Here is a 23994-nt window from a genome sequence, read left to right as displayed (position 1 = left end):
TCGTTACTGGGCTGACGCCACTGAAGTCTCGCCACCGGTCAGCCAAGCCAGCGCTTCAGGACTCGCGCTCAATGACGTGGCCGCCTCGGCGAGGCGCAGCTCGCCCTTCGCGGCCTCACCGCTGACGATTCCCGCCGCGGACGCCAGGGTCACCGCGCCGGCCAAGATGAAGTTCCATGTCGTGTTCATTTGCTGCCTCTGTGAGACGTGAGTCTGAGGCCAATCGCACGTGCAGGATCGGGGCAAAACGAACTGCAGTGTTCGCTTCGCAGAAACAATGGGGGCGGTTGGGTCAGGCGCCGGGCGATGCAATGACGCGGGGCGTGAGCTTTCGCGTTTCGCCAACCGCGGTCACGAAGAATTCGTCCTCCGGCATGCCCCGGGCGTCGCGAAGTTCCGCGAGCTTTCTCGGCGGTTCGTCCAGGGCCTCGTCGCTCAGCGTGAAGACGCCCCAGTGGATGCCGAGCGAGCGCTTGGCGCCCACGTCACCGTGGACTTTCAGCGCTTCCTCCACGTCGACGTGCTGCTTGCTCATGAACCAGCGTGGTGCGTAGGCCCCGATGGGGATCAGCGCGATGTCGAATCCGCCGCCAAGCTCGGGCGTCTGGCGACTCTGGAAGTGCTGGCGGATATCGGTGAAGTCGCGCGAGTAGCCCGTGTCGCCGGTAAAGAGCAGGTGGCAATCCGGTGCGAGGACGGCGAAACCGCCCCAAAGGGTTGCCATGGCGTCGCCCGGGCTGCGCGACGACCAGTGCTGTGCCGGGACCAATGTCACTTCGATATCGCCTCGTGCCGACGGCACGCGTTGGCTGTCCCACCAGTCGAGTTCGACCACATGACGGATGCCGCGCGAAGCCAGCCACGGCTTGAGGCCCAGCGGCACGACGAACAGCGGCGGTCCGCCCGCCTGCCGATCGAGGCCCAGCACCGAGGCCGCATCCAGATGGTCGTAGTGGTTGTGCGACACCAGCACCAGATCCACGTGCGGCAGGTCCGCCAGGGCGATGCCGGGTGGGGTGTGCCGCTTCGGGCCCACGAGCCGCACGGGCGAGGCGCGCTCGGAGAACATCGGATCGGTCAGCAACGTGAGTCCGCCCATCTGGGCCATGACCGTGGCATGGCCGACGTAGGTGATGGCCGGCGCCATCCGTGCGCCTGCGAGTGCGTTGGCGTGCAGCCAGCCCAGATCGGGCGTCACCCTCGGCGTGGGTGCCAGTGGCGGGGGCGGCAGATGGTTGCGGATGGCATCCCTGCGCCACCGCAGGAGCTCCGACAGGCTCTTCGGCTGGTACTCCGTGTAATTGTTCTGGAAGCCGCGCGGGCGGTGGTGCGGCTTCCCGGGGTCGTGATATGGGTTCATGCTTCGCCGCAATTTATCCGGCGATCAGTTTTTGCACCAGTTCGGCGGTGGTCGCTGCCGCGTACTTGCGCATCAGCCGCGCGCGGTGGATCTCCACGGTGCGGTGGCTGATGGCGAGCGCCTTGCCGATCTCCTTGGAGGTGCGCCCCTGCATGACCTGCGCCGCCACCTCGCGCTCGCGGGGCGTGAGTTCGGCCTTGACGGAGCGGCGCGAGCCGAGATCCTCGAAGGTCCAGATGCCCGCCTCGTGGGGGGCGGCGCGGTTGAGAGCCTGCCCGCTCACGTGGCACCAGAAGGTTTCGCCCGCGAAGGCGCCGTGCAGATTGCCCAGCCTTTTCATCATGCGGTTGTCGGCATAGCGGCCGCTGGCGTTCAGGATCGGCTCCATGCGCTTGCCGATGCGCTCGAATTCGGCGACGCTCGGGTACAGCACCTGGAACGACTGGCCGACCAGCGCACTGCGCGTGGCACCGAACATCTCGCACAGCCTCGCGTTGCAATCCACGATGATGCGATGGCGAGACAGCACCATGCCCACCGGCGACTGTTCGAAAGCCAGCCGGTAGTCGATGGCGGTCAGATCGGTGTCGGGTGTCTCCATTACGAAATACTACGTATGCCTGTACGTAGTATCGTCTCAGGCTCTGAATCAACCATCACCCAGCGAGGAATCATGGCGAACAAGATCTACCCCTCCGCCGACGCGGCGCTCAAGGGTGTCGTGGCCGATGGCCAGACGCTCGCCGTCGGCGGCTTCGGCCTGTGCGGCATCCCCGAGGCGCTGATCGACGCGCTGCACGATTCGGGCGTCAAGAACCTGACCTGCATTTCCAACAATGCGGGTGTCGACGGCTTCGGCCTCGGCAAGCTGCTCGAAACCCGCCAGATCAAGAAGATGATCGCGAGCTACGTGGGCGAGAACAAGGAGTTCGAGCGCCAATACCTCGCGGGCGAACTCCAGCTCGAATTCACGCCGCAGGGCACGCTGGCCGAAAAGCTGCGCGCCGGTGGCGCCGGCATCCCGGCCTTCTTCACCAAGACCGGCGTGGGCACGCAGGTCGCCGAAGGCAAGGAACTGCGCGAATTCGACGGCGAGACCTACGTGATGGAGCGCTCGCTCGTGCCTGACGTCGCGCTGGTCAAGGCCGACGTGGCCGACAAGTCCGGCAACCTGCGCTTCCGCTTGACGGCGCGCAACTTCAATCCGGCTGCGGCGATGGCCGGCAAGATCTGCATCGTCGAGGTCGAGAAGATCGTCGAGGTCGGCGAACTGGCGCCGGACGACATCCACCTGCCAGGCATCTACGTGCACCGCATCGTGCTCAACAGCAATCCCGAGAAGCGCATCGAGAAGCGGACGGTGAGCGCTGCGGCACCTGTCGACGCAGTGGCCGCGAAGGTCGAGGCGCAGGCTGCCATCGCGCAAGCCGCTGCCGGCAGCGAAGTCCCGGCCCCCATCAAGAACAGCAGCAAAGGAGCCTGAGATGCCCTGGACCCAAGACCAGATGGCCGCACGCGCGGCGCAAGAACTCGAAGACGGCTTCTACGTCAACCTGGGCATCGGCATCCCGACGCTTGTCGCCAACTTCGTCGGCGACAAGGAAGTCTGGCTGCAGAGCGAGAACGGCATGCTCGGCATCGGCCCGTTCCCGACGGAAGACCAGGTCGACGCCGACCTGATCAACGCCGGCAAGCAGACCGTGACGACCTTGCCCGGCAGTGCCATCTTCGGCAGCCACGACAGCTTCGCGATGATCCGCGGCGGCAAGATCAACCTGTCGATCCTCGGCGCCATGCAGGTGAGCGAAAAGGGTGATCTCGCCAACTGGATGATTCCCGGCAAGATGGTCAAGGGCATGGGCGGCGCAATGGACCTCGTCGCGGGCGTCAAGCGCGTGATCGTGCTGATGGAACACGTCGCGAAGAAAAAGGACGGCACCGAGGATCTCAAGATCCTCGAGAAATGCACGCTGCCGCTGACCGGCGTGGGCGTGGTCGATCGCATCATCACCGACCTGGCTGTGCTGGACGTGGTGCCGCAGGGCCTGAAGATCGTCGAGATGGCGCCCGGCGTGAGCTTCGAGACGCTGCAGGCCAAGACCGGCACCAAGTTGATCCAGTGAGGGACCGCGCCGGATAGCGCAAAGGGCAGGGCCGTGTGAACGCGCCCTGCCTTTTTTTGTTTGGAGCAGCACATGAACGCAACCGAGGAATTGGGCCGGATCTGGCGGCTGGCGGGCCTGCCGCCCGAAGCGTTGGATTTCGCGAGACTTGGCGGTACGGACCCCGTACTGCCATCGTCGTTCGCCGTGGGGACCGCGGCACAGAGCACCATCGCCGCTGCGGCGCTCGCAGCCTGCGAGCTGGGTCATGCACGCGGCACGCCGCGCCAGGAGGTCAGCGTCGAGATGCTGCATGCGGCGCTCGAATGCACGGGCTGGTTCAGCGTGGATGGAAAGGTGCCGGAGTTGTGGGACGCGTTCTCCGGCGTGTATCAGGCTTCCGACGGTTGGGTACGGATTCATGCGAACTTCGCTCACCACCGGGACGGCGCACTGAGGCTGCTGGGCCTGAATCCGCAAACCGCGCAGCGGGCGGACGCCGAAGCGGCGATGCAGTCGTGGAAGGCGCTGGAGTTCGAGTCGGTGGCGGCGGCCAAGGGGCTGGTGGCGACTGCCTTGCGGCGCTTTGACGAATGGGACGTCACGCCGCAGGGTGCGGCGTTGGTGTCGCAGCCGCTGTTCACCATCGAGCGCATCGGCGACGCACCGGTGCTCGGTCTGCCGCCGCTTTCTGCAGAAGCGAGACCGTTGTCGGGCGTGCGGGTGCTGGATCTGACGCGCATCCTCGCCGGTCCTGTGGGTGGTCGCGCGCTCGCGGCGTATGGCGCCGACGTGATGCTGATCAACTCGCCGAACCTGCCCAACATCGAAGCGATCGCGGACACCAGCCGCGGCAAGCTGTCGGCGCATGTCGATTTGCGAGCGGAGGCGGGTCGCGACGCGTTGACGGCCTTGCTGCGAGATGCACATGTCCTGATCCAGGGCTACCGGCCGGGCGGCATCGCGGCGCTGGGTTTTGGTGCGCATCAGGCGGCAGAGGCGCGGCCGGGCATCGTCTATGTCTCGCTCTCGGCCTACGGAACCCTAGGCCCCTGGGCAGAGCGCCGCGGCTTCGATTCGCTTGTGCAGACCGCGATGGGTTTCAACCATGCGGAAGGCGAGGCGGCAGGTGATGGAAAGCCAAGGCCGTTGCCGATGCAGATCCTCGACGAGGCGACGGGCTACCTCATCGCGATGGGCGCGTCTGCAGCGCTGTGGCGCCAGCAGCGCGAGGGCGGTAGCTGGCACGTGCAGGTGTCACTGGCTCAGACGGGTCATTGGCTTCGAGGACTGGGCAGGGTGGCCGGGGGGCTGCGCATTGAAAGGCCCGACAAATCGCCGTATCTGGAAACTTCGGCGTCGGGGTTTGGGGAACTCTGCGGCTTGCGTCACAGCGCGCAGCTTTCGCGTACGCCTGCCGTGTGGTCACGGCCTTCCATGCCGCCTGGGAGTCATTTGCCGGTTTGGATATAGGAGCTGCAGCACCCGGCGGGCGCCGTCCCAATGCGCAAGAGAAGGCTCACGCCTTCCCCAGCATCTCGATCAGCCGGGCAAGCGCCACCGAAGGGGTTCCTTGCCACACGAGGTGCGTCCGATTGGCACGCATGCGTTCCGGCAAGGCATGCTGGTGAACGTCCGCAGTGGCACGCAGCGCCTTGAGGACCGACACGGGCACGATCGCAAAGCCGGTACCCGCGGCAACGCATGCAATCATGGCCTGGTAGGAGGAAAACTCCAGTGAGCGCGACGGCGCGACACCACCCTTGCCGAGCCACTGCTCGAGCAGTCTTCGGTACGAGCACCCTTGGGCAAAGGCGATGAGCGTGGTGTTGGCCAGATCGTCCGGCTTGGTGACCGAGGCGACGCTGCGCGCCGTGATCAACACCAGCTCTTCTTCGAAGACCGCCATCGTTTCGAGGCCCGATGCGTTGAAGGGCTCGGACACAAATGCAGCCTCGACCTCGAACGCACCCACCCGCTTCAACAGCGCGCCGGTAGTGCCTGTCACCAACTCGACGGTCACGCCCGGATAGAGCTTGTGAAATCGCGACAGCACAGGCGCCAGACGACTGCCGGCCGTGCTCTCGAGCGAACCGAGCCTGAAAGTGCCGAGCGGAAGATCGCTGCGCAATTCGCTTTCGGCTTCGTCCGCCAAACGCAGCAGGCGGTCGGCGTAGGGCAGCAGCTTGTGCCCGGCGGGCGCCAGCGCCAGACTCCGGCCTTGCCGATGAAAGAGCTTCTGGCCCAGCCGCTCCTCCAACTGCTGGATGCGCGTCGTCACATTCGACTGCACTCGATTGAGCTTGTCCGCCGCACGGATCACTCCACCCTCGGCCACGACGGTGCGGAAGATCTCGAGGGAATCCAGATCGATAGTTCTCATAAAGCGAATGATTGTTCTGAATAATTCATTTGTGGCGCATTGGCATTTTGCGTCTAATGACTGCCCATGTCGAACCCTTCCATTGCCGTAGCGCGCCCCTCCTTCTTCGCCGTCTGCGCCGCAGGCTTGCTGGCGCTGGCCATCGCGATGGGCATCGGGCGCTTTGCCTTTACGCCGATGCTGCCGCTGATGATCCGTGCGGGCAGTGCCGATGTGGCCGCGGGTGGTTGGCTCGCGGCGGCCAACTACGCGGGCTACCTGCTGGGTGCGATCACGGCGGCACGCATTCCGCTGACGCCTCAGCGCATCGGACTGGTGTCGCTTCTCGCGATCGTGGTGTCGACGGCAGCGATGGGCTGGACCGGGTCGGTGGCCATCTGGCTGGTGCTGCGCTTTGTCGCGGGCGTGGCAAGTGCATGGGCGCTCGTGAGCACCAGTGTCTGGTGCCTTGGCTGGCTCGCGCGCCTGGAGCGGCCGGCCGGCGCCGGCATCCTGTATGCGGGCGTCGGGGTTGGCATCGCGCTGGCCGGGCTCTACTGCTGGCGCGCGGGCGCGGCGGGCATGGAGCCCGACAGGCTGTGGTTGCAACTCGGCGCGCTCGCGCTCGCGGGTCTGATCGCTGTCGCAGCGCTGATGCCGCGCGATGCGGGCGCTGCACATGCCACCGTTCGCGAATCCGCAGCGACCCGGCCTGCTTCGTCCCGCGCCGTACCCTGGAGCCTCGTGTTCTGCTACGGCATCCTCGGCTTCGGCTACATCCTGCCTGCGACCTTTCTCCCCGTGCTGGCCCGCGCGGTGGTCGACGATCCCTCCGTCTTCGGCGCCGCATGGCCCGTGTTCGGTGCAGCGGCCGCCGCGTCCACGCTGCTTGCAGGCGCAGTGCTGGGTCATGTCTCCCGGCGCCGGGTGCTGGCCGGAAGCCATGTGCTGATGGCGGTCGGCTGCCTGCTGCCGGTACTGCACCTGTCCGCCTTGACCGTGCTCGCGGCGGCGCTGCTGGTGGGCGGAACCTTCATGGTCGCGACCATGGCCGGCATGCAGGAGGCCAAGGCGACTGCCGTCGGAGATCCGACGCGGGCGCTCGGCCGCATGACCGCTGCCTTCGCCATCGGACAGATGGCCGGCCCCGTGCTGTCCTCCGCATTGAGCGGCAGGGCGCAGGGCTTTGGCGGACTCTTTGCCGCGCTGGTCATCGGTGCCGTGGCATTGCTGGCCAGTGCCGTGTGGCTGGTCCGCGAGCCGTCCCGAACCTGAATCAACGAAAGGAATCCATCATGTTTCAACAAGGCCATACCGCCCCGTGGTCCGAGCGCCTGCCGATGCCGGCTGCCGAGTCGATGTCGGATGCGCAGCGCGCAGCGGCGCAAGCCCTGATCGACGGCCCGCGCAAGGCTGTCTTCGGCCCCTTCGTCCCGCTGCTGCAAAGTCCGGTGCTGATGGAGCGCATCGGCAGCCTGGGCGAATACCTGCGCTTCGACAGCAAGCTCGATGCGCCCGTGCGCGAACTCGTGACGTGCGCGGTTGCGCGCCATGTCGGCAATCAGTTCGAATGGGTTTTGCATGCGGCGGCGGCGGTGAAGGCCGGCGTCAGCGCCGAGGCGATTGAAGCCTTGCGGCTCGGTCGCCGCGCCGCGCCGCTGGCTGAAGACGAGCAGCTTGCGCTCGACTTCGCGCTCGAACTCCTGCAGCACCACGGCGTGAGCGAACCGACCTACGCCGCTGCGGTGGCGCGCTTCGGGGCCAGCACGGTGGTGGAGCTGAGCGCCCTTGTCGGCTACTTCACGATGGTCTGCTGGGTCATGAACGTGGCGCACACGCCGGTACAAGGGGCAGAGGGACAGCGGGGGCTCGAAGCGTTTCCGTTGTAGGGCGCGCCGCCCGGAGGCGGCAGCAGGTCAGGCAGACGTCGGTTGGCGCAGGCAGAATGGCGCCCGCCGCGGACAGGGGTCCGTGAATCGACCCTTTGCTTCCGCCCATGCTCGACAAACGCTTCTTCCCGCGCCTGGCCGTTGCGTCCGGCGGCAATCGCTGGGATTGGGCCTTGCTGCCGCTGGTGCTGGCGACACTGTTTGCGCTGGCCTACGGCGGCGCGCAGATGGCGCGGCCGTACGAGCTCGGCCAGCAGATGCCGATCAGCCTCGACCCGTGGATGCTGCCGTACTACCTGCTGCGCACCACGCTTCGAATGTTTCTCGCGCTGGGTGCGTCGCTGGTCTTCAGTTGCATCTTTGCGGTGCTGGCAACACGCTACCGTGCTGCCGAGAAGGTGCTGGTGCCGATGCTCGACATCCTGCAGTCGATTCCGATCCTGGGTTTCCTGTCGATCACGGTCACCGGCTTCATCGCCTTGTTTCCGGGCAACCTGCTCGGCGTCGAGTGCGCCGCGATCTTCGCGATCTTCACCTCGCAGGCCTGGAACATGGCGTTCAGCCTGTACCAGTCGCTGCGCACCGTTCCATCGGAACTGCGCGAGGCGGCGTCGGTGTTCCAGCTCTCGGCGTGGCATCGGTTCTGGCGGCTGGAGCTGCCCTTCGCCATGCCCGGGCTGCTGTGGAACATGATGATGTCGATGTCCGGCGGCTGGTTCTTCGTGGTCGCCTCCGAGGCGATCTCGGTGTCCAACCAGAACATCAAGCTGCCCGGCGTCGGCTCCTACATTGCGATGGCGATCGCGGCGCGCGACCTTGGCGCCATCGGCTGGGCCATCGGCGGGATGCTCATCGGCATCACGCTCTACGACCAGTTGTTCTTCAGGCCGCTGATCGCGTGGGCCGACAAATTCCGCTTCGAGGAGGGCAGCAGCGAGGATGCCCCGCGCTCATGGCTGCTCACCTGGCTGCGCCGCACCGATCGGCTCAAGCGCCTCATGATCGGCGCCGCCAGGCTGCTGGAACGATCGCTGGTGATGTTTCGCCGCGAGCACGACGGTACGTCGATCAAGGCACGGCCGCGCCAGTCCAATCCGGCGGTGGCGCGCGTGTGGGATGCGGTCCTCGCGGCGGCCGTGCTCCTGGCCGTTGCATGGCTGGCGCGCTTCATCCACACGGAAGTCGGATGGAGGGAGGTGGGCCATGTCTTCGTCCTGGGCTTCTACACCTTGCTGCGCGTGCTGGTCTTGATCGCGCTGGCCGCACTGGTCTGGGTGCCGGTCGGCGTGTGGATCGGCATGAATCCGCGCTGGGCCGGGAGACTGCAGGGCGTGGCGCAGTTCATGGCGGCGTTCCCTGCGAACCTGATGTTTCCCGTGGCGGTGCTGTTCATCGTCCGCTGGCATCTCAATCCCGACATCTGGCTGGCGCCGCTCATGGTGCTGGGGACACAGTGGTATCTGCTTTTCAACGTGATTGCCGGCGCATCCAGCGTGCCGACCGAACTGCGTTACGCGGCGCGGAATCTCGGCCTCACCGGTTGGCTGCGTTGGCGGCGCTACCTGCTGCCGGCCGTGTTCCCGAGCTTTGTCACGGGTGCGATCACGGCCAGCGGCGGCTCGTGGAACGCGAGCATCGTCGCCGAATACGTGACCTGGGGCGACACCACATTGCAGGCCACGGGGCTGGGCAGCTACATCGCCCACATGACAACCATCGGCGACTTCCCGCGCATCGCGCTGGGCATCGCCGTGATGTGCGTGTTCGTGATGGCCATGAACCATTTCGTATGGCGCAAGCTCTATGAGCTGGCAGAGCAGCGGATGCATTTCTGATGAACGCGCGAAGGAGAGTCCATGGCCGAAGCCATCGTTGAACTCAGGGGCGTGGGCAAGTCCTTCCGCTCCGCTGATGGCACCGCACGCTCGGTTCTGGAAGGTGTGGACTTCCGCCTTGCCGAAGGCGAGATCGTGGCGTTGCTCGGGCAGTCTGGCTCAGGCAAGTCCACGCTGCTGCGCATTCTCGCGGGCCTGGTCAGCGCCGACACCGGAAGCGTGGGCTATCGCGGCCAGCCGCTCTATGGGCCGGCGCGCGGCATTGCGATGGTGTTCCAGTCCTTCGCGCTGTTTCCGTGGCTCACGGTCCAGCAGAACGTCGAGCTCGGCCTGGAGGCGCGCGGCATGGCACCGGCCGAGCGTATGCGGCGTGCCGGCGCTGCCATCGAGCTCATCGGACTTGCGGGCTTCGAGGGCGCCTTGCCGCGGGAGCTGTCGGGCGGCATGCGGCAACGCGTGGGCATCGCGCGTGCGCTGGTGGTCGAGCCGGAAGTGCTGTTGATGGACGAAGCCTTCTCGGCGCTCGACGTGCTCACCGGCGAACGGTTGCGTGACGACATCCTGCGGTTGTGGGGCGGTGGGGCGATGCCGACCAAGGCGATGCTCATCGTCTCGCACAACATCGAGGAGGCTGTGCTCATGGCCGATCGCGTGCTGATCTTCGCTGCCGACCCGGGTCGCGTGCGTGCCGAGTTGCCGATCCGCCTGCCGCGTCCGCGGGACGTCGACAGCCTGGAGGTGCGGGCGTTGATCGACGAAGCCTATGCACTCATGACTGCCGGTACGGCGGCGACCGGCCGCGCGCCCGAGGAGCCGGTGCGCATGCACCTGGGCGACCGTCTGCCGGACGCCGACATCGGCCGCATGGAAGCCCTGCTGGAGATGCTGGTCGAGGACGGACGCGAAGGACGCGCGGACCTGCCCCGGCTTGCGGAAGAGGCCGAGTTGACCGACCACGACCTGTTGCCGCTGGCGCAGGCGCTGGCGCTGCTCGGCCTTGCGCAACTGGCGGACGCCGACCTGCATCTCACCGAACTGGGTCGTCACTATGTCGCGGGTGCACACACCTTGCGCCAGCAGTTGCTCGGCCAGCAGTTGCTGGCGCGTGTGCCGCTCGCCGCGCACATACGCCACAGCCTGGAACAGGCGCCGGCGGGCGAACTGCCTCAGGAGCCCTTCCTGGACCTGCTGAAGGAAAGCCTGGACGAACCGACGGCCGAGCGGGTGCTGCGCACCGCGATCGAATGGGGCCGCTATGGAGAGGTGTTCGAGTACGACCTGCGCACCGGCCTCATTCATCTACCGGCGGGCGATGACGAGAGCCAGGAGCCGCGGGGCCGCGAGTAAGCGCGCCGGTATCGGCATCCAGCGCAAGCACTGCATCGGCCAAGGCTTCAATGCCTTGCTCCGTCAGGTCGCTCGCGTCGACGCGGGAGCGATCGGACCAGGCCATGAAGTGCCGTGCCTGTGAGCGCGCGTAGTGCGGGTCGTAGTGCTGCGTCATCAACTCGGCGAACAGCGGCGCGAGTTCTCGCGCACGTGCCCAGGCCTGCCAACGCTGCACCGTCTCCTTGCCCTGCAGTTCCTTGAGCAGGCCCAGTTGCGTGGCGAGCACCTCACCGTCGTCGCCCAGGTAGGCATAGTCGCGCAGCAGATAGTCCAGTCGCGCTTGCCGCGTTGCAATGATCTCGATACAGGGGCTCGCACGCATTCTTGACACCAGCGATACAGGCAGGGCGATACGTCCGATGCGGGGGCTTTCGCCTTCGACGTACAAGGGCCGGTGCAGGTCGATGGCTTCGAGCACCTGCGCGATGCGCGTCTCGAAGTGCTTCTGCGATGGTTGCGACACGCCCGGCAGCGCACCGAGCAATGAGCCTTTGTGCTTGGCGCAGTCTTCAAGGTCCAGCACCTGGGCGCCGCGCAGAGCCAGCGACTGCAGCACCCGGGTCTTCGCACTGCCCGTGGCGCCGCAGAGGATGCGCAATGACAGCTGGGGACACAGCGCTTCGATCCGCTCGATGACGTGGTGGCGAAAGCTCTTGTAGCCGCCGGCCAGTTGCTGGGCGTCCCAGCCGACCAGCCGCAGCCAGGTCACCATCGATCCGCTGCGCAAACCGCCGCGCCAGCAATAGACGAGCGGCTTCCAGCTGGAAGGCCGATCGGCGAATCGTTCCCTCAAGTGCTTCGCGAGATTGGCGGCTACCATCGCGCCGCCGACGCGCCTGGCCTCGAACGCACCGCGCTGCTTGTAGAGCGTGCCGACGATGCGGCGCTCATCGTCGTCGAGCACCGGGCAGTTGATGGCGCCGGGGATATGGTCGAGCGCGAATTCGGAAGGAGAGCGAGCGTCGATCAGGGTATCGAAGGCGTGCAGGTCGGACACGCGAATGGGGGGGCGTTGCACGGTCGACTCAGGCGTGCTTCAACGCACTCGTGGCTGGCACAATGCCTGTCGGTCTGGCAGATTCGATGTCATCATCATGGAATCGATTGCGCTCACACGGTTTTCACACGGCGGCGGTTGCGGCTGCAAGATTGCCCCCGGCCTGCTGACGGAGATTCTGGCACGCGCGCCGCAGGGCATCGTGCCGCCCGAGTTGCTGGTCGGCATCGAAACCAGCGACGATGCCGCGGTCTACCGCCTCAACGCCACGCAGGCCCTGGTCGCGACCACGGATTTCTTCACGCCGATCGTGGACGACCCGTACGACTTTGGCCGCATCGCCGCGACGAATGCGCTGTCGGACATCTACGCGATGGGCGGAACGCCGATCATGGCGCTGGCGCTCGTCGGCATGCCCATCGACAAGCTGCCACCCGAGGTGATAGGCCGCGTGCTGGAAGGCGGGGCGAGCATCTGCCGCGAGGCCGGCATCCCGATCGCGGGCGGCCACAGCATCGATGTGCTCGAGCCGATCTACGGCCTGGTGGGATTGGGACTGGTCCATCCCGATCGCGTGCGTCGCAATTCGGATGCGCTGCCGGATGACGTGCTCGTGCTCGGCAAGCCGCTGGGCGTGGGCATCCTGTCGGCAGCGCTCAAGAGAGGGCTGCTCGACGAAGCCGGGTACGCGCAGATGCTGTGTCACACGACGCAACTCAATCGCGTGGGCATCGAACTCGCTGCGCTCGATGGTGTGCACGCGATGACGGATGTCACGGGCTTCGGCCTCGCGGGCCACCTGCTTGAAATCTGCCGGGGCGCGAAGTTGCGGGCACGCATCCGGTTCGACGCATTGCCGACCATCGATGCCGCGGTCACGTTCGCGAAGAACGGCGTCGTGACGGGCGCCTCCGCGCGCAATTGGAGCGGCTATGGATCGCACGTCGACTGGCCATCGCATGCCGAGCCATGGCAGCGTGCACTGGTCGCCGATCCGCAGACCAGCGGCGGGCTGCTCGTGAGTTGCCGCGCCGATGCCGTCGATGCCGTGCTTGCGAGCTTCGGCGCGGCCGGGTTCGAGCAGGCGGCGCGCATTGGAACCCTTCATGCGCTGGACGGCAGAGCGCCACCGGGTATCGAGTTCGATACGTGAGGTCGCAGGTCGAATGGAGGAACGCTGATGAACCATTACACGCGTGCCTTGCTGACCAGTGTCGCGATGACCGTGCCATTGCTGTCTGCGTTTGCCGAGCAGTCCGGGATGCCGCAGGGGCCGGATGTGTCCGACAAAAGCTACTGGGAACTTCTCGTCGGTCCGTATGCAGTGCACTGGAGCAGTGACGACGAGCACAAGCACGTCTACCTTCTGGGGGTGGAGCGCGGTCTGCCGGACGGGACGCTGTGGGGTTTCTCGGCCTTCCAGAACTCGTTCGGCCAGGCCTCGGCTTACGCCTACTACGGGTACCGGTGGGATGACGTGTTCGGATATGCGGGGCTCTACGTCAAGATCTCCGGTGGCATCCTCTATGGCTACAAGGAACCGTACGAGGACAAGATTCCGATCAATCACAACGGCTGGGGCCTCGCCATCATTCCGGCGGTCGGTTATCGCCTCACGCCCAAGGATGCACTCGAAGTCGGCATGCTCGGAACGGCGGGCCTCATGTTCATGTACACCCGCCGGTTCTGATGCTTCGCGTTCGATGAAGCGAGAAATCTTTCGGCCTCGGCCGAAGAGGGCCTCGCAAGCCTCTATAATTCGAAGCTCGAAAAATGCGGGAATAGCTCAGTTGGTAGAGCGCAACCTTGCCAAGGTTGAGGTCGAGAGTTCGAGACTCTTTTCCCGCTCCAGTTTTCGCCCTTGCGGATCCATCGCCGTCACAGGGCATCCGTACCGGCAACTCCTTTGCCGGTACGTTGCGCGGGTTCCTCGCGCAGATCTTCAGGGCGACACATCTCCAGTCAAGTGCCCATGGACATCGTCGTCAACGAAGAACTCAAAGCTTATATCGATCCCCTGACCGCGGAAGAAGACGAAGCGCTCGAACGCAGCATCCTGGCCGAAGGTTGTCGCGACGCACTCGTCCTGTGGGGCGACGTACTCGTCGATGGCCACAACCGCTATCGCATCTGCCAGAAGCACGGGCTGCCGTTCCAGACGGTGCAGAACCCGCGCTTCCGTTCGATGGAGGACGTGCACCTGTGGATGATCGACCAGCACCTGGGTCGCCGCAGCATCTCTGACTTCCAGCGCGGCGTGCTGGCACTGCGCAAGAGAGAGATCGTTGCCGAGCGCCGCACGCGCGCGGCCACTGCGCCCGACGCTGCAATGGTTGCCGATGCGCCGGCAGATGCCACGCCCGTCCAGACCGTTGGCGACTTGCCCACGGACGCTCCGCTCAACAGCCGCGAGGCCATTGCGAAGGCGGCGCGCCTGAGCAGCAGCCAGGTGGTGATGATCGAAAAAATCCAGAAGCAGGCGGCGCCCGAACTCGTCGCGGCGGTCAAGTCCGGAACGATCTCGCTCAATGCGGCGGCGGCCGTGGCGACCTTGCCCGCCGAGGAGCAGATCGCAGCCGCCAATGCCGGCAAGGATGAACTGAAGCAGGCAGCCAAGCGGGTTCGCGAGTCGAAGCGCAAGCCTCGGGATGACCGCGAGGATGGGGATGCCCTGGCTGCGTCGGCTTCATCCGATGATGTCGCCGGGACTGATGAATTGCAGACGCTGCGTCGACGCGTGGCCGAACTGACGGCGGAGAACGAGGCACTGCGCAGGCAGCTTTCCGAGCTGCAGTTGCAGTAGGGAGATCAGGGCAGTGGCGCGCCGCGAATCGTGTCTGCCGACTTCTTGAGCTGGTTGGCCATGTCGCGTTGAAACCGCGATGTGCCGCGTTGATGGAGTACGTCGATCAACCAGCCACCCGCGACCAGCAGCGCCAGCGCAACCATCGTGAAAATCTCGGAATCCATGACGATCTCCCGGACCTTTGACACCTTGAACTTTGATGCGCCCGAACACGTTTGGGAATCGGCCAAATAGCATGTGTTGCTATCCGCGCCAGCCGTGAAATTGTTCCTTTTTTCGGCGCGTCGGCAGCCTCATGCCGAGAAGCGCATCACCCCATCGTCCACCGCGCCGTATCGCAAGGTCATCAGATCGGCGAGGTAGTTCTGATTGAGCTTCCAGGGCTTCCTGAAGCCCTGCTTGGGCAACCGGTCCATCGCGCGCTGGAAGTAGCCGGAGGAAAAATCAACCCAGGGCTGGAGCGCCATCGATTCGTCCTCCACCTGCGGCACGCATCGGCGCACGCTGGCTTCCTGCATGTGGTTGAGCAGACGGCAGACGAAGAGGCTGGCGAGATCGGCCTTCAACGTCCATGACGCATTCGTGTAGCCGAAGACCGAAGCGAAGTTCGGCACGCCGCAGAACATGACGCCCTTGTAGTTGACGAGTTCCGACGACTGAAGGGCGCGGCCGTCCACGCAGAGTTCGAGGCCGCCGATGAGCTGCAACTGCAGCCCGGTGGCGGTGACCACGAGATCCGCCGGCAACTCCGCGCCGCTGGCGAGCCTCAGCCCGGTCTCGGTGAAGGATTCGATCTGGTCGGTCGCCACGCTCACGCGCTTCTCGCGGATGGCCTTGAACAGATCGCCATCGGGCACAAAGCAGAGGCGTTGCTCCCACGGGTTGTACCTGGGCGTGAAATGGGTGTCGACGTCGAAGTCCGGCCCGACCTGCCGGCGGACGAGCTTGAGCATCGTGTCTCTCGCGAACTTGGGCTTGCGCCGGCACAGCGCGAAGACGCCCATGCCCAGCATCAGATTGCGCCAGCGCGTGATGCCATGGGCGGAGGAGGGGCCCAGGTGACGCAGCATCCAGCCCGCCATCCGGTCGACCGACGGGATGGTGAGCACGTAGCTGGGCGAGCGTTGCAGCATCGTCACGTGCGCCGCGTGCTTCGCCAGTTCGGGCACCAGCGTGACGGCCGTGGCGCCGCTGCCGATCACGACCACGCGCTTGCCGGCGTAGTCGATGTCGTCGGTCCATTGCTGTGGATGCACGATCCGACCGGCGAAGCGCTCGCGGCCCGGAAAGGCCGGGGAGTAGCCCCCGGCGTAGTCGTAGTAGCCGCTGCACGCCAGGAGGAAGTTGCAGCGGATCGAGGCCTTGTCGCCGGAATCGCGCTCGAAATCGACGGTCCATTGTGCGTTGTCAGATGACCACATCGCGCGCCGCACGCGATGTCCGAAGCGGATCAACTTGTCGATGCCCTGTTCACGAGCCGTGTCGCGCAGGTACTGGAGGATGGAAGGCCCGTCGGCAATGGATTTCGTCCCGGTCCACGGCCGGAACGAATAGCCCAGCGTGTACATGTCGGAGTCGGAACGGATGCCGGGATAGCGAAAAAGGTCCCAGGTGCCGCCGAGCGACTGGCGCGCTTCCAGGATCGCCACGCTCCGGCCGGGGCACAGCCGCTGCAGGTGGGAGGCCGCGCCGATGCCGGAGAGGCCTGCTCCCACGATCAGCACGTCGACGAATTCATCAACCATCTGCTCGGACTCTCCTCACGCGCGCGTGAAGACTCCGCAGCCACGCGCATCCTTGATTCTGGCCGGAGTGTCGCAGGGTGATCCTCCCCCGGAATGATGAGGCGCGGACGATGGGGCAGGATGCCGCTGAGCGCTTTGCTCAGCCTTTGGCTTGCCCTTCCAGCCGGCGATTGGCGTCCAGTGCGTAGACGACGGGCTTCTCATCCGAGCTCTTGTGGGATGCCGCCGCGCCTTCGCCCAGCGGGAGGTGCGACGATCCGTAGACCTCGCGCTCGAGCCGCTTCGCGCGTTCGGCGTACATGCGGGCCAGCGCGCCATGGTGCTCTGCCGCCGCCTGGTGCTCGATGCGGGCCAGGTGGGCCTCTTCGAGCAGCGTCATGACGCGTCGCAAGTGGCCGTTTCGATTGGGCTGGAAAAAGCTGAACATCAGATCCTCCATCGCGGTAGCCGTTGATAGGTCTGTGTTTTAACTTCAATTGGGGTGCGGCGCTTGTAAGGCAGCGCCTACCTTAGGGATAGACCGCACGGCCGATCACTCTGCGAGGCGCAACGCAGTAGATTGGCAAGTTCCCGCAACCAGTGGCCTGGCCGCAACGGATCGGGAGATCTACATCTCGTCGATCGAGGTGCTGCGCGTCTCTCCCTGGGCCGCCAGGGAGTAGCGTTCGCGAGTCTTGACATAGAAACTCGCGCCGAAGCGGCCGACCGGAAAGTAGTGCTGCAGCCGGACGCGCCAGGTTTCGGTGTCGATCAGTTCATCGCGGGCGTGCATCCATCGCACCTGCCCGATGAAGATCTGGCGGCTCTCGGTTTCGAGCGTTTCCCACAACGTGCATTCGAATGCTACAGGCGCCTCGGCGATGCGAGGCGGCTTCACCGCACTGCTGGGCAACGCGGTGAAGCCGACGATGTCGAGCTCGCTCACGTGCGACGGATGGCGGTCGCCGCAGCGGTGCATCTGCTCGGCGATGTCCTCGTCAGCCAGGTGCACGACGAATTCGCCGGTCCGCACGATGTTGGCGGCCGTATCCTTGAGCACGCCGTCCTGCAGGCGGTTGACGCTGATCATCACGATAGGGGGCTCCTCGCCGAGCATGTTGAACATGCTGAAGGGCGCGGCATTGACGATGCCGTCGGGGCCGAGCGTGGTGACGAGGGCGATCGGCCGGGGCACGATCAGGCTTGCCATGAGCTTGTAGCGCTGGTGCTCGGTCAGGGCGGCGAAGTCGATGTTCATAGGGGTTCCAGGGCGGTCACAGGGCGTTACGGCACGAAGCGCTGTCGTGGTTTCAAATGGAAAGGGCGTCTCCGCCCGCAGATGAAAGGACGATTCCACCATGCCCGAACGGGACTCAGCAGAATTCAGGCCAGCACGCGAATCTTCGGTGTGGACCCTGGTGATTGTCGTCGTGGTGATCCTCGCGGCCGCATTCGCGTGGTGGCGCTGGTCGCTGCAGAAGGAGGCGCCTCCGCCCGAGGCGCCCGCCGCGACCGCGCCGCAGCCCGCACCACCCGATGTACCGCCGGCGCCCGTCGCCCAGGGCCCACAGAACCCGGTCGACGCACTGGCCGAGCCCGATGCATCGTTGCCCGCGCTGAACGACGCCGATGGGCGTGTCACCGCCGCGCTCAACGAATTGCTGGGCAAGAAGTCCGTTGGTTCCTTCCTTCAGGTCGACGGCTTCGTGCGCCGCGTGGTCGCGACCGTCGACAACCTGCCGCGTGCCCAGGCCACCTCGCGCATGTGGCCGACCCATCCCGCGCCGCAGCGCTTCACGGTGCAGGGCAATGGCGAGGTGAAGACGATTGGCGCGGACAACGGCAGCCGCTACACCCCCTTCGTGCTTTTCGCGGAATCGGTCGATACGGCGCGTGCGGTGGCGCTCTACGCGAAGTTCTATCCGCTGTTCCAGCAGGCGTATGAGGAGCTCGGCTATCCGGGGCGTTACTTCAACGACCGTCTGGTGGCGGTCATCGACCACCTGCTGCAGGCGCCCGAACCCATGGGGCCGGTGAAGGTCAAGCTCACGGAAGTGAAAGGCGAGATGCAGTCGGAGCGCCCCTGGGTGCGCTACGAGTTCGTCGACCCGGAGCTTGAATCGCTCTCGGCCGGCCAGAAGATGCTGGTGCGCATGGGGCCGGTCAACGAGCGGCGGATGAAGGCCAGGCTGGCCGAGTTCCGCCGCCAGATCGCGACCGGCGCCATCGCGAAGAAGTAGCGCGAACCTCGCTCAACCGGTGCCCGGTCCGGCCGCACCGCCCGAGCACGCAAGGGCGCGCATCAGAAGCAGCTTGCGCTCCCGCGCGTTGCGCGTCAGTTCCGCAGCGCGCTTGAATTCCGCACAAGCCTCGCTTTTGCGGCCCAGCTTGGCGAGCAGGTCGCCTCGCACGCTGGGCAGCAGGTGATAGCCCCGCAGTAGCGGTTCCGAACGCAGCGCATCGACAAGTTCCAGGCCCGTGGCGGGCCCGAATGCCATCGACAGCGCGACCGCGCGATTCAGTTCCACGATCGGGGAGGGCGCGAGCTGTGCCAGTGCTTCGTAGAGCGCGGCGATGCGTTGCCAGTCCGTTTCCGCAGCGGTGCCGGCGCGTGCATGGCATGCGGCGATCGCGGCCTGCAGCGCATAGGGGCCGAGCGCGCCGCCGAGCTTTTCGGCGCGTTCCAGCGCCTTGAGGCCACGCCGGATCAGAAGCTGATTCCAGCGTCCGCGGTTCTGGTCGAGCAGCAGGATCGGGTCTCCATTGGCATCCACCCGTGCCGCGGCGCGCGAGGCCTGGATCTCCATCAGCGCGACCAGCCCATGAACCTCAGGCTCGTCAGGCACGAGTTCGGCCAGGATGCGGCCGAGGCGCAGCGCTTCCTCGCACAGGGCGGGGCGCATCCAGTCATCGCCGGCGGTGGCCGAATAGCCCTCGTTGAACACCAGGTAGATGACTTCGAGCACCGACGCGAGGCGCGCCGCCAGCTCGTTGGCGCGCGGCGCCTCGAAGGGCACGCGCGCAGCGGCGAGCGTTCGCTTGGCCCGCACGATGCGCTGCGCAATCGTGGGCTCGGGCACGAGGAAAGAGCGCGCGATCTCGTCGGTGGTCAGGCCTCCGAGCAGGCGCAGGGTCAGCGCGACGCGGCCTTCGGGCGACAGCACCGGGTGGCAGGCCGTGAACACGAGGCGGAGGAGGTCATCACCGACCTCGTCGTCGAGCGCGGCGTCCACCGCTTCGGCGAACTCCGCCGCGGCCATGGCGTGCCGGGCATCCAGCTCGCGGCCGACCTCTTCCTGCTTGCTGGCGTGCAGCGTTCTCTTGCGAAGCAGGTCGATCGCGCGGTGCTTCGCAGTCGTGGTGAGCCAGGCGCCGGGGTTGTCCGGAATGCCCTCTCGCGGCCATTGTTCGAGTGCGGCAACCAGCGCGTCCTGGGCCAGTTCCTCCGCCACGCCGACGTCGCGCACCATCCGCGCCACCGCACCGATGATCTTCGCGGATTCGATGCGCCAGACCGCGTTGATGGTGCGGTGCGTATCGGCTGCCGTCACGGGATCGGCGCCTCAGCGGGAGGCGTTGGTGTCGCGCGAAATCGCGCTGTCGCGCAAAAGCTCTTCCTGCTTGCGGATCTCGGGCGTGAACTCCGCACCGAAGTCCTCGGCCTCGTAGATCTGCCGGAGTTCGAGCACGACATTGCCGTCGCCATCGATGGGCGGCCAGCGCTTGACCCATTCGAGTGCTTCCTCTCGTGACTTGACCTGGATCAGGGTGAAGCCCGCAATCAACTCCTTGGACTCGGCGAAAGGGCCGTCGATCACCGTGGGCTTGCCGTCCTTGAACTGGATGCGCGCACCCTTCACGCTGGGCTGCAGGCCCATGCCGTCGAACATCACGCCCGCCTTGATCATCTCTTCGTTGTACTTGAGCATGTCGGTCACGAGCTGCTCGGTGGGCATCATGCCGGCCTCGGTGTCCTTGTCGGCCTTGCGAATGATCATGAATTTCATCGCCGTGCCTCCTCGGTCAGGCCTTCCTGGCGGCAAGTTCAGCCGCCAGCCTCTTTTCCTGCTCCCGGAGTTCCGGCGTGAGTTCCGCGCCGAAGTCCTCCATCTCGAAGACCTGGCGCAGCTCGACCTCTTCGCCGCCGTCGAATGGCGCACGCTTGAGCCATTCGATCGCTTCGTCCTTCGAGCGCACCTGCCAGAGCCAGAACCCGGCGATCAGCTCCTTGGTCTCGCTGAACGGGCCGTCGATCACCGTTCGCTGCTTGCCTGAAAAGCGCACCCGCGCGCCTTTCGAGCTGGCCTGGAGTCCTTCGCCCGCCAGCATGACGCCGGCCTTGACCAGCTCTTCGTTGTACTTGCCCATCGCCGTGAGCATTGCCTCGGAGGGCATGACGCCGGCTTCCGAATCCTTGCTGGCCTTGACTATCACCATGAATCGCATGTCGTTGCTCCTTCGGTTGGGAGCCCGGAATCCGGTCGGCGTGACCGGGGCTTTTCCGGGGCTCTACTTCAACGTCGAAGCTCGGACAGCGAAAACGACAGCTTCGGCGCCCTTAAATGTAAATAAATGTTATTGACGTTCAAGCCTTGGCATAGTCGCCCACCGGTACGCAACTGCAGAACAGGTTGCGATCGCCGTAGACGTTGTCGACGCGACCGATCGGCGGCCAGTACTTGGCCTGCTTGAGCGTCGCGAGCGGAAAGGCGCCGAGTTCGCGCGAGTAGGGGCGGGCCCACTCGCTGCCGAGCAGGCTGGCCGCAGTGTGGGGCGCGTTCTTGAGCGGGTTGTCGTCCTTCGGCCAGACGCCTTCCTCGATCCGGCGGATCTCCCCACGGATCGCGATCATCGCGTCGATGAAGCGGTCGAGTTCGGCCAACGGCTCGCTCTCGGTCGGCTCGACCATGAGCGTGCCTGGCACCGGGAAGCTCAGCGTCGGCGCATGGAAGCCGTAGTCGATCAACCGCTTGGCGACGTCCTCGGCCGTCACGCCGCTGGCGTCCTTGAGGGGGCGCAGGTCGAGGATGCACTCGTGCGCGACGTGGCCGTTCGGGCTCGCGTACAGCGTGGGGTAGTGGTCCTTCAGCCGCGCGCTGATGTAGTTGGCGCTGAGGATGGCGGTCTCGGTCGCGGCCTTCAGGCCCGTCGCGCCCATCATCCGACAGTACATCCAGCTGATTGGCAGCACGGCCGCATTGCCCAGCGGGGCGGCCGACACGGCACCCACGCCGTGGGATGCGATGCCGCCGGTCGCGTGTCCGGGCAGGTAGGGCACGAGATCCTCGACGACGCACACCGGCCCGACACCGGGGCCGCCGCCGCCGTGCGGGATGCAGAAGGTCTTGTGCAGGTTCAGGTGGCTCACGTCGCCGCCGAACTCGCCCGGCGCGGCCACGCCGACCAGCGCGTTCATGTTGGCACCGTCCACGTACACGCGGCCGCCGTGGGCGTGCACGATCTCGCAGAGTTCCTTCACGCGGGTCTCGAATACGCCATGCGTGCTGGGGTAGGTGATCATCACCGCCGCGAGCTTGTCGCCATGTGTTCCGCAGGCGCGCTTGAGGTCGTCGATGTCGACGTTGCCCTCGGCGTCGCAGGCCGTCACCACCACCTGCATGCCCACCATCTGGGCGCTGGCGGGATTGGTGCCGTGCGCCGAGGACGGAATCAGGCACACGTTGCGATGGCCCTCGCCCTTGGCTTCGTGGAAGGCCTTGATCGCCAGCAGGCCCGCGTACTCGCCTTGCGAGCCGGCGTTGGGTTGCAGGCTGATGCCGGCGTAGCCCGTCGCCTCGCAGAGCCAGGCGCGCAATTGCTTGTCGAGTTGGGCGTAGCCCTGCAATTGGTCGGCCGGCGCGAAGGGATGGATGTTCGCGAACTCGGGCCAGGTGATCGGGATCATCTCGCTCGTCGCATTGAGCTTCATCGTGCAGCTGCCGAGCGGGATCATGCTGCGGTCGAGCGCGAGGTCCTTGTCGCTCAGGCTGCGGATGTAGCGCAGCATCGCGGTTTCGCTCTTGTGGGTGTTGAACACCGGGTGCGTGAGGAAGTCGCTGGTGCGGCGCAGATCTTCGGGAATGCGCGGCGTGATGCGGAGGGTCAGGTCCTCGAAGCGCGGCATCGGCTTGCCCGTCGGCACGAACAGGGCCCACAAGGTCTCGATGTCGGCACGTGTCGTCGTCTCGTCGAGCGAGATGCCCAGGTGGTTCTGCACGCGCTGGCGCAAGTTGAAGCTGGCCGCCTCGGCGCGTTCCAGGATCTTGGCCGTGTCGTCGCCGGTCTTGACGGTGAGGGAGTCGAAGGCGGTGGCGTTGACCAGCTCGCGGCCCATCTGCTCCAGGCCTTGCGCGAGCACCGCGGTAAGTCCGGCGACGCGCTGCGCAATGCGGCGCAGCCCGTTCGGTCCGTGATAGACGGCGTACATGCTGGCCACCACGGCGGGCAGCACCTGCGCCGTGCAGATGTTGGAGGTGGCCTTCTCGCGGCGGATGTGCTGCTCGCGCGTCTGCAATGCCAGGCGGTAGGCAGGCGCGCCATGCGTGTCGACGCTGACGCCGACGATGCGCCCGGGCAACGAGCGCTTGTATTCGTCACGGCACGCCAGATAGGCCGCGTGCGGGCCGCCATTGCACATCGGCATGCCGAAGCGCTGCGTGGTGCCGCAGACGATGTCCGCATCCCATTCGCCGGGAGGCGCCAGCAGCGTGAGCGCCAGCAGGTCGGCAGCCACGCAGAAGGCAGCGCCGAACTGGTGCGCATGGCCTGCGAGCGGGCGCAGGTCGTGCACATGCCCGGTCGTGGCCGGGTACTGCGCCAGCACCCCGAAGAACTCGCTGCTCGCCATCAGGTGCGGCAGGGTCTCGGAGACGGTGCTGACCTTGACCTCGATGCCGAGCGGCGCGGCGCGCGTCTTGATCACCTCGATGGTCTGCGGGTGGCAGTCGCCCGACACCAGGAACACGTTGCTCTTGCTCTTGACACTGCGCTTGGCCAGCGTCATCGCCTCGGCGGCGGCCGTGGCTTCGTCGAGCATCGACGCATTGGCAATGGCCATGCCCGTCAAGTCGCAGACCATGGTCTGGAAGTTGACCAGCGCCTCCATGCGGCCTTGCGAGATCTCGGCCTGGTAGGGCGTGTAGGCCGTGTACCAGGCGGGGTTCTCGAGCACGTTGCGCAGGATCACGCCCGGCGTGTGCGTGCCGTAGTAGCCCTGGCCGATGAAGCTCCGCGCGACCTTGTTCTTCGCCGCGATCGCCTTGAGTTCGGCCAATGCTTCGGCCTCCGTCGTCGGCGCCGGGAGCCGCATCGGACGGCTGCGGCGGATGGCCGGCGGCACGATGCCGTCAATCAGCTCGGCGCGCGTCGTCGAGCCGATGGCGGACAGCATGCGCGTCTCGTCTTCCGCTTCGATGCCGATGTGGCGTGCGATGAATTCCTCGGCGTTCTCGAGTTCGCCGAGCGTGGGGAGAGTGGGCAGGACGGGCGTCGACATGGAGGTGGTCGTTGGCGGAAGTGGGATCGGGCAGT

Annotated in this window: 24 protein-coding genes and 1 tRNA gene; 12 read left to right on the top strand and 13 right to left on the bottom strand. The window is 66.0% G+C overall.

Annotation, left to right across the window (positions count from 1 at the left end):
* Window positions 1–3: 3 nt before the first annotated feature.
* The 3 genes from QTH90_RS07675 to QTH90_RS07665 all read right to left on the bottom strand — a co-directional run bounded on the left by QTH90_RS07675 (window position 4) and on the right by QTH90_RS07665 (window position 1940).
* Window positions 4–189, bottom strand: a complete 186-nt coding sequence (locus tag QTH90_RS07675; RefSeq protein WP_286663875.1) for a hypothetical protein — start codon at window positions 187–189, stop codon at window positions 4–6.
* Between the two features lie 103 nt (window positions 190–292).
* On the bottom strand, window positions 293–1360 hold the full coding sequence (locus tag QTH90_RS07670; RefSeq protein ID WP_286663874.1) for an MBL fold metallo-hydrolase: 1068 nt from the start codon (window positions 1358–1360) through the stop codon (window positions 293–295).
* 13 nt (window positions 1361–1373) lie between these two features.
* Complete coding sequence (locus QTH90_RS07665; RefSeq protein WP_286664494.1) at window positions 1374–1940, bottom strand: LuxR C-terminal-related transcriptional regulator; 567 nt, start codon at window positions 1938–1940, stop codon at window positions 1374–1376.
* A 93-nt stretch (window positions 1941–2033) separates the two neighbouring features.
* Between QTH90_RS07665 and QTH90_RS07660 the strand changes: the two genes are divergently transcribed.
* The 3 genes from QTH90_RS07660 to QTH90_RS07650 all read left to right on the top strand — a co-directional run bounded on the left by QTH90_RS07660 (window position 2034) and on the right by QTH90_RS07650 (window position 4935).
* Window positions 2034–2843 carry a CoA transferase subunit A gene (locus QTH90_RS07660; protein WP_286663873.1) on the top strand — a complete coding sequence of 270 codons (810 nt, stop codon included), beginning with the start codon at window positions 2034–2036 and terminating at the stop codon, window positions 2841–2843.
* Window position 2844: 1 nt separating this feature from the next.
* Window positions 2845–3483: a 3-oxoacid CoA-transferase subunit B gene (locus QTH90_RS07655; protein WP_286663872.1), complete on the top strand. Its 639-nt coding sequence runs from the start codon at window positions 2845–2847 to the stop codon at window positions 3481–3483.
* Between the two features lie 72 nt (window positions 3484–3555).
* Entirely contained in the window at window positions 3556–4935 is a 1380-nt protein-coding gene (locus QTH90_RS07650) for a CoA transferase (protein WP_286663871.1), read from the top strand.
* Between the two features lie 46 nt (window positions 4936–4981).
* Here the strand turns inward: QTH90_RS07650 and QTH90_RS07645 are convergent, their stop codons facing one another.
* Entirely contained in the window at window positions 4982–5845 is an 864-nt protein-coding gene (locus tag QTH90_RS07645; RefSeq protein ID WP_286663870.1) for a LysR family transcriptional regulator, read from the bottom strand.
* Window positions 5846–5911: 66 nt separating this feature from the next.
* Between QTH90_RS07645 and QTH90_RS07640 the strand changes: the two genes are divergently transcribed.
* The 4 genes from QTH90_RS07640 to QTH90_RS07625 all read left to right on the top strand — a co-directional run bounded on the left by QTH90_RS07640 (window position 5912) and on the right by QTH90_RS07625 (window position 10895).
* Window positions 5912–7099 (top strand): YbfB/YjiJ family MFS transporter, encoded by a 1188-nt coding sequence (locus QTH90_RS07640; RefSeq protein ID WP_286663869.1) that lies wholly within the window; start codon window positions 5912–5914, stop codon window positions 7097–7099.
* A gap of 20 nt (window positions 7100–7119) precedes the next feature.
* A complete protein-coding gene (locus tag QTH90_RS07635) occupies window positions 7120–7713 on the top strand; it encodes a carboxymuconolactone decarboxylase family protein (RefSeq protein WP_286663868.1) in 594 nt (197 codons plus the stop codon).
* Between the two features lie 107 nt (window positions 7714–7820).
* Window positions 7821–9548, top strand: a complete 1728-nt coding sequence (locus QTH90_RS07630) for an ABC transporter permease (RefSeq protein WP_286663867.1) — start codon at window positions 7821–7823, stop codon at window positions 9546–9548.
* 21 nt (window positions 9549–9569) lie between these two features.
* A complete protein-coding gene (locus QTH90_RS07625; RefSeq protein WP_286663866.1) occupies window positions 9570–10895 on the top strand; it encodes an ABC transporter ATP-binding protein in 1326 nt (441 codons plus the stop codon).
* Here QTH90_RS07625 and mnmH read toward each other — a convergent pair.
* Window positions 10840–11955, bottom strand: a complete 1116-nt coding sequence (mnmH, locus tag QTH90_RS07620) for a tRNA 2-selenouridine(34) synthase MnmH (RefSeq protein ID WP_286663865.1) — start codon at window positions 11953–11955, stop codon at window positions 10840–10842. The two genes, QTH90_RS07625 and mnmH, sit on opposite strands and share 56 nt — an antisense overlap.
* A 76-nt stretch (window positions 11956–12031) precedes the next feature.
* Here mnmH and selD point away from each other — a divergent pair, with 76 nt between their 5' ends.
* The 4 genes from selD to QTH90_RS07600 all read left to right on the top strand — a co-directional run bounded on the left by selD (window position 12032) and on the right by QTH90_RS07600 (window position 14737).
* Window positions 12032–13087 (top strand): selenide, water dikinase SelD, encoded by a 1056-nt coding sequence (selD, locus tag QTH90_RS07615; RefSeq protein WP_286663864.1) that lies wholly within the window; start codon window positions 12032–12034, stop codon window positions 13085–13087.
* A gap of 27 nt (window positions 13088–13114) precedes the next feature.
* On the top strand, window positions 13115–13624 hold the full coding sequence (locus QTH90_RS07610) for an ABC transporter ATP-binding protein (RefSeq protein WP_286663863.1): 510 nt from the start codon (window positions 13115–13117) through the stop codon (window positions 13622–13624).
* An 85-nt stretch (window positions 13625–13709) separates the two neighbouring features.
* Window positions 13710–13785 (top strand) — tRNA-Gly (locus QTH90_RS07605).
* Window positions 13786–13906: 121 nt separating this feature from the next.
* Complete coding sequence (locus tag QTH90_RS07600; protein ID WP_286663862.1) at window positions 13907–14737, top strand: ParB N-terminal domain-containing protein; 831 nt, start codon at window positions 13907–13909, stop codon at window positions 14735–14737.
* A 5-nt stretch (window positions 14738–14742) separates the two neighbouring features.
* Here the strand turns inward: QTH90_RS07600 and QTH90_RS07595 are convergent, their stop codons facing one another.
* From QTH90_RS07595 to QTH90_RS07580, 4 genes are all read right to left on the bottom strand, one after another.
* Window positions 14743–14904 (bottom strand): hypothetical protein, encoded by a 162-nt coding sequence (locus QTH90_RS07595; protein ID WP_286663861.1) that lies wholly within the window; start codon window positions 14902–14904, stop codon window positions 14743–14745.
* Between the two features lie 129 nt (window positions 14905–15033).
* The gene (locus tag QTH90_RS07590; RefSeq protein ID WP_286663860.1) at window positions 15034–16485 is read right to left on the bottom strand and encodes a flavin-containing monooxygenase; all 1452 of its coding nucleotides are present in this window, start codon (window positions 16483–16485) and stop codon (window positions 15034–15036) included.
* A 139-nt stretch (window positions 16486–16624) separates the two neighbouring features.
* Window positions 16625–16912: a hypothetical protein gene (locus QTH90_RS07585; RefSeq protein ID WP_286663859.1), complete on the bottom strand. Its 288-nt coding sequence runs from the start codon at window positions 16910–16912 to the stop codon at window positions 16625–16627.
* 180 nt (window positions 16913–17092) lie between these two features.
* Window positions 17093–17722 carry a flavin reductase family protein gene (locus QTH90_RS07580; protein ID WP_286663858.1) on the bottom strand — a complete coding sequence of 210 codons (630 nt, stop codon included), beginning with the start codon at window positions 17720–17722 and terminating at the stop codon, window positions 17093–17095.
* Window positions 17723–17822: 100 nt separating this feature from the next.
* Between QTH90_RS07580 and QTH90_RS07575 the strand changes: the two genes are divergently transcribed.
* Window positions 17823–18704, top strand: coding sequence for a DUF3014 domain-containing protein (locus QTH90_RS07575; RefSeq protein ID WP_286663857.1), 882 nt, complete (start codon window positions 17823–17825; stop codon window positions 18702–18704).
* 12 nt (window positions 18705–18716) lie between these two features.
* Here QTH90_RS07575 and QTH90_RS07570 read toward each other — a convergent pair whose 3' ends face one another.
* From QTH90_RS07570 to gcvP, 4 genes are all read right to left on the bottom strand, one after another.
* Window positions 18717–20015 (bottom strand): RNA polymerase sigma factor, encoded by a 1299-nt coding sequence (locus tag QTH90_RS07570; RefSeq protein ID WP_286663856.1) that lies wholly within the window; start codon window positions 20013–20015, stop codon window positions 18717–18719.
* A 12-nt stretch (window positions 20016–20027) separates the two neighbouring features.
* Window positions 20028–20471, bottom strand: a complete 444-nt coding sequence (locus tag QTH90_RS07565) for a YciI family protein (protein WP_286663855.1) — start codon at window positions 20469–20471, stop codon at window positions 20028–20030.
* Window positions 20472–20487: 16 nt separating this feature from the next.
* A complete protein-coding gene (locus QTH90_RS07560) occupies window positions 20488–20910 on the bottom strand; it encodes a YciI family protein (protein WP_286663854.1) in 423 nt (140 codons plus the stop codon).
* 139 nt (window positions 20911–21049) lie between these two features.
* Window positions 21050–23959 carry an aminomethyl-transferring glycine dehydrogenase gene (gcvP, locus tag QTH90_RS07555; RefSeq protein ID WP_286663853.1) on the bottom strand — a complete coding sequence of 970 codons (2910 nt, stop codon included), beginning with the start codon at window positions 23957–23959 and terminating at the stop codon, window positions 21050–21052.
* Between the last annotated feature and the right edge of the window lie 35 nt (window positions 23960–23994).

The sequence above is a fragment of the Variovorax flavidus genome, from assembly GCF_030317145.1.
GTDB lineage: Bacteria > Pseudomonadota > Gammaproteobacteria > Burkholderiales > Burkholderiaceae_C > Variovorax > Variovorax flavidus.
The sequence above is the reverse complement of the archived record's forward strand: the minus strand, read 5'-3'. Positions and strand labels throughout refer to the sequence as shown.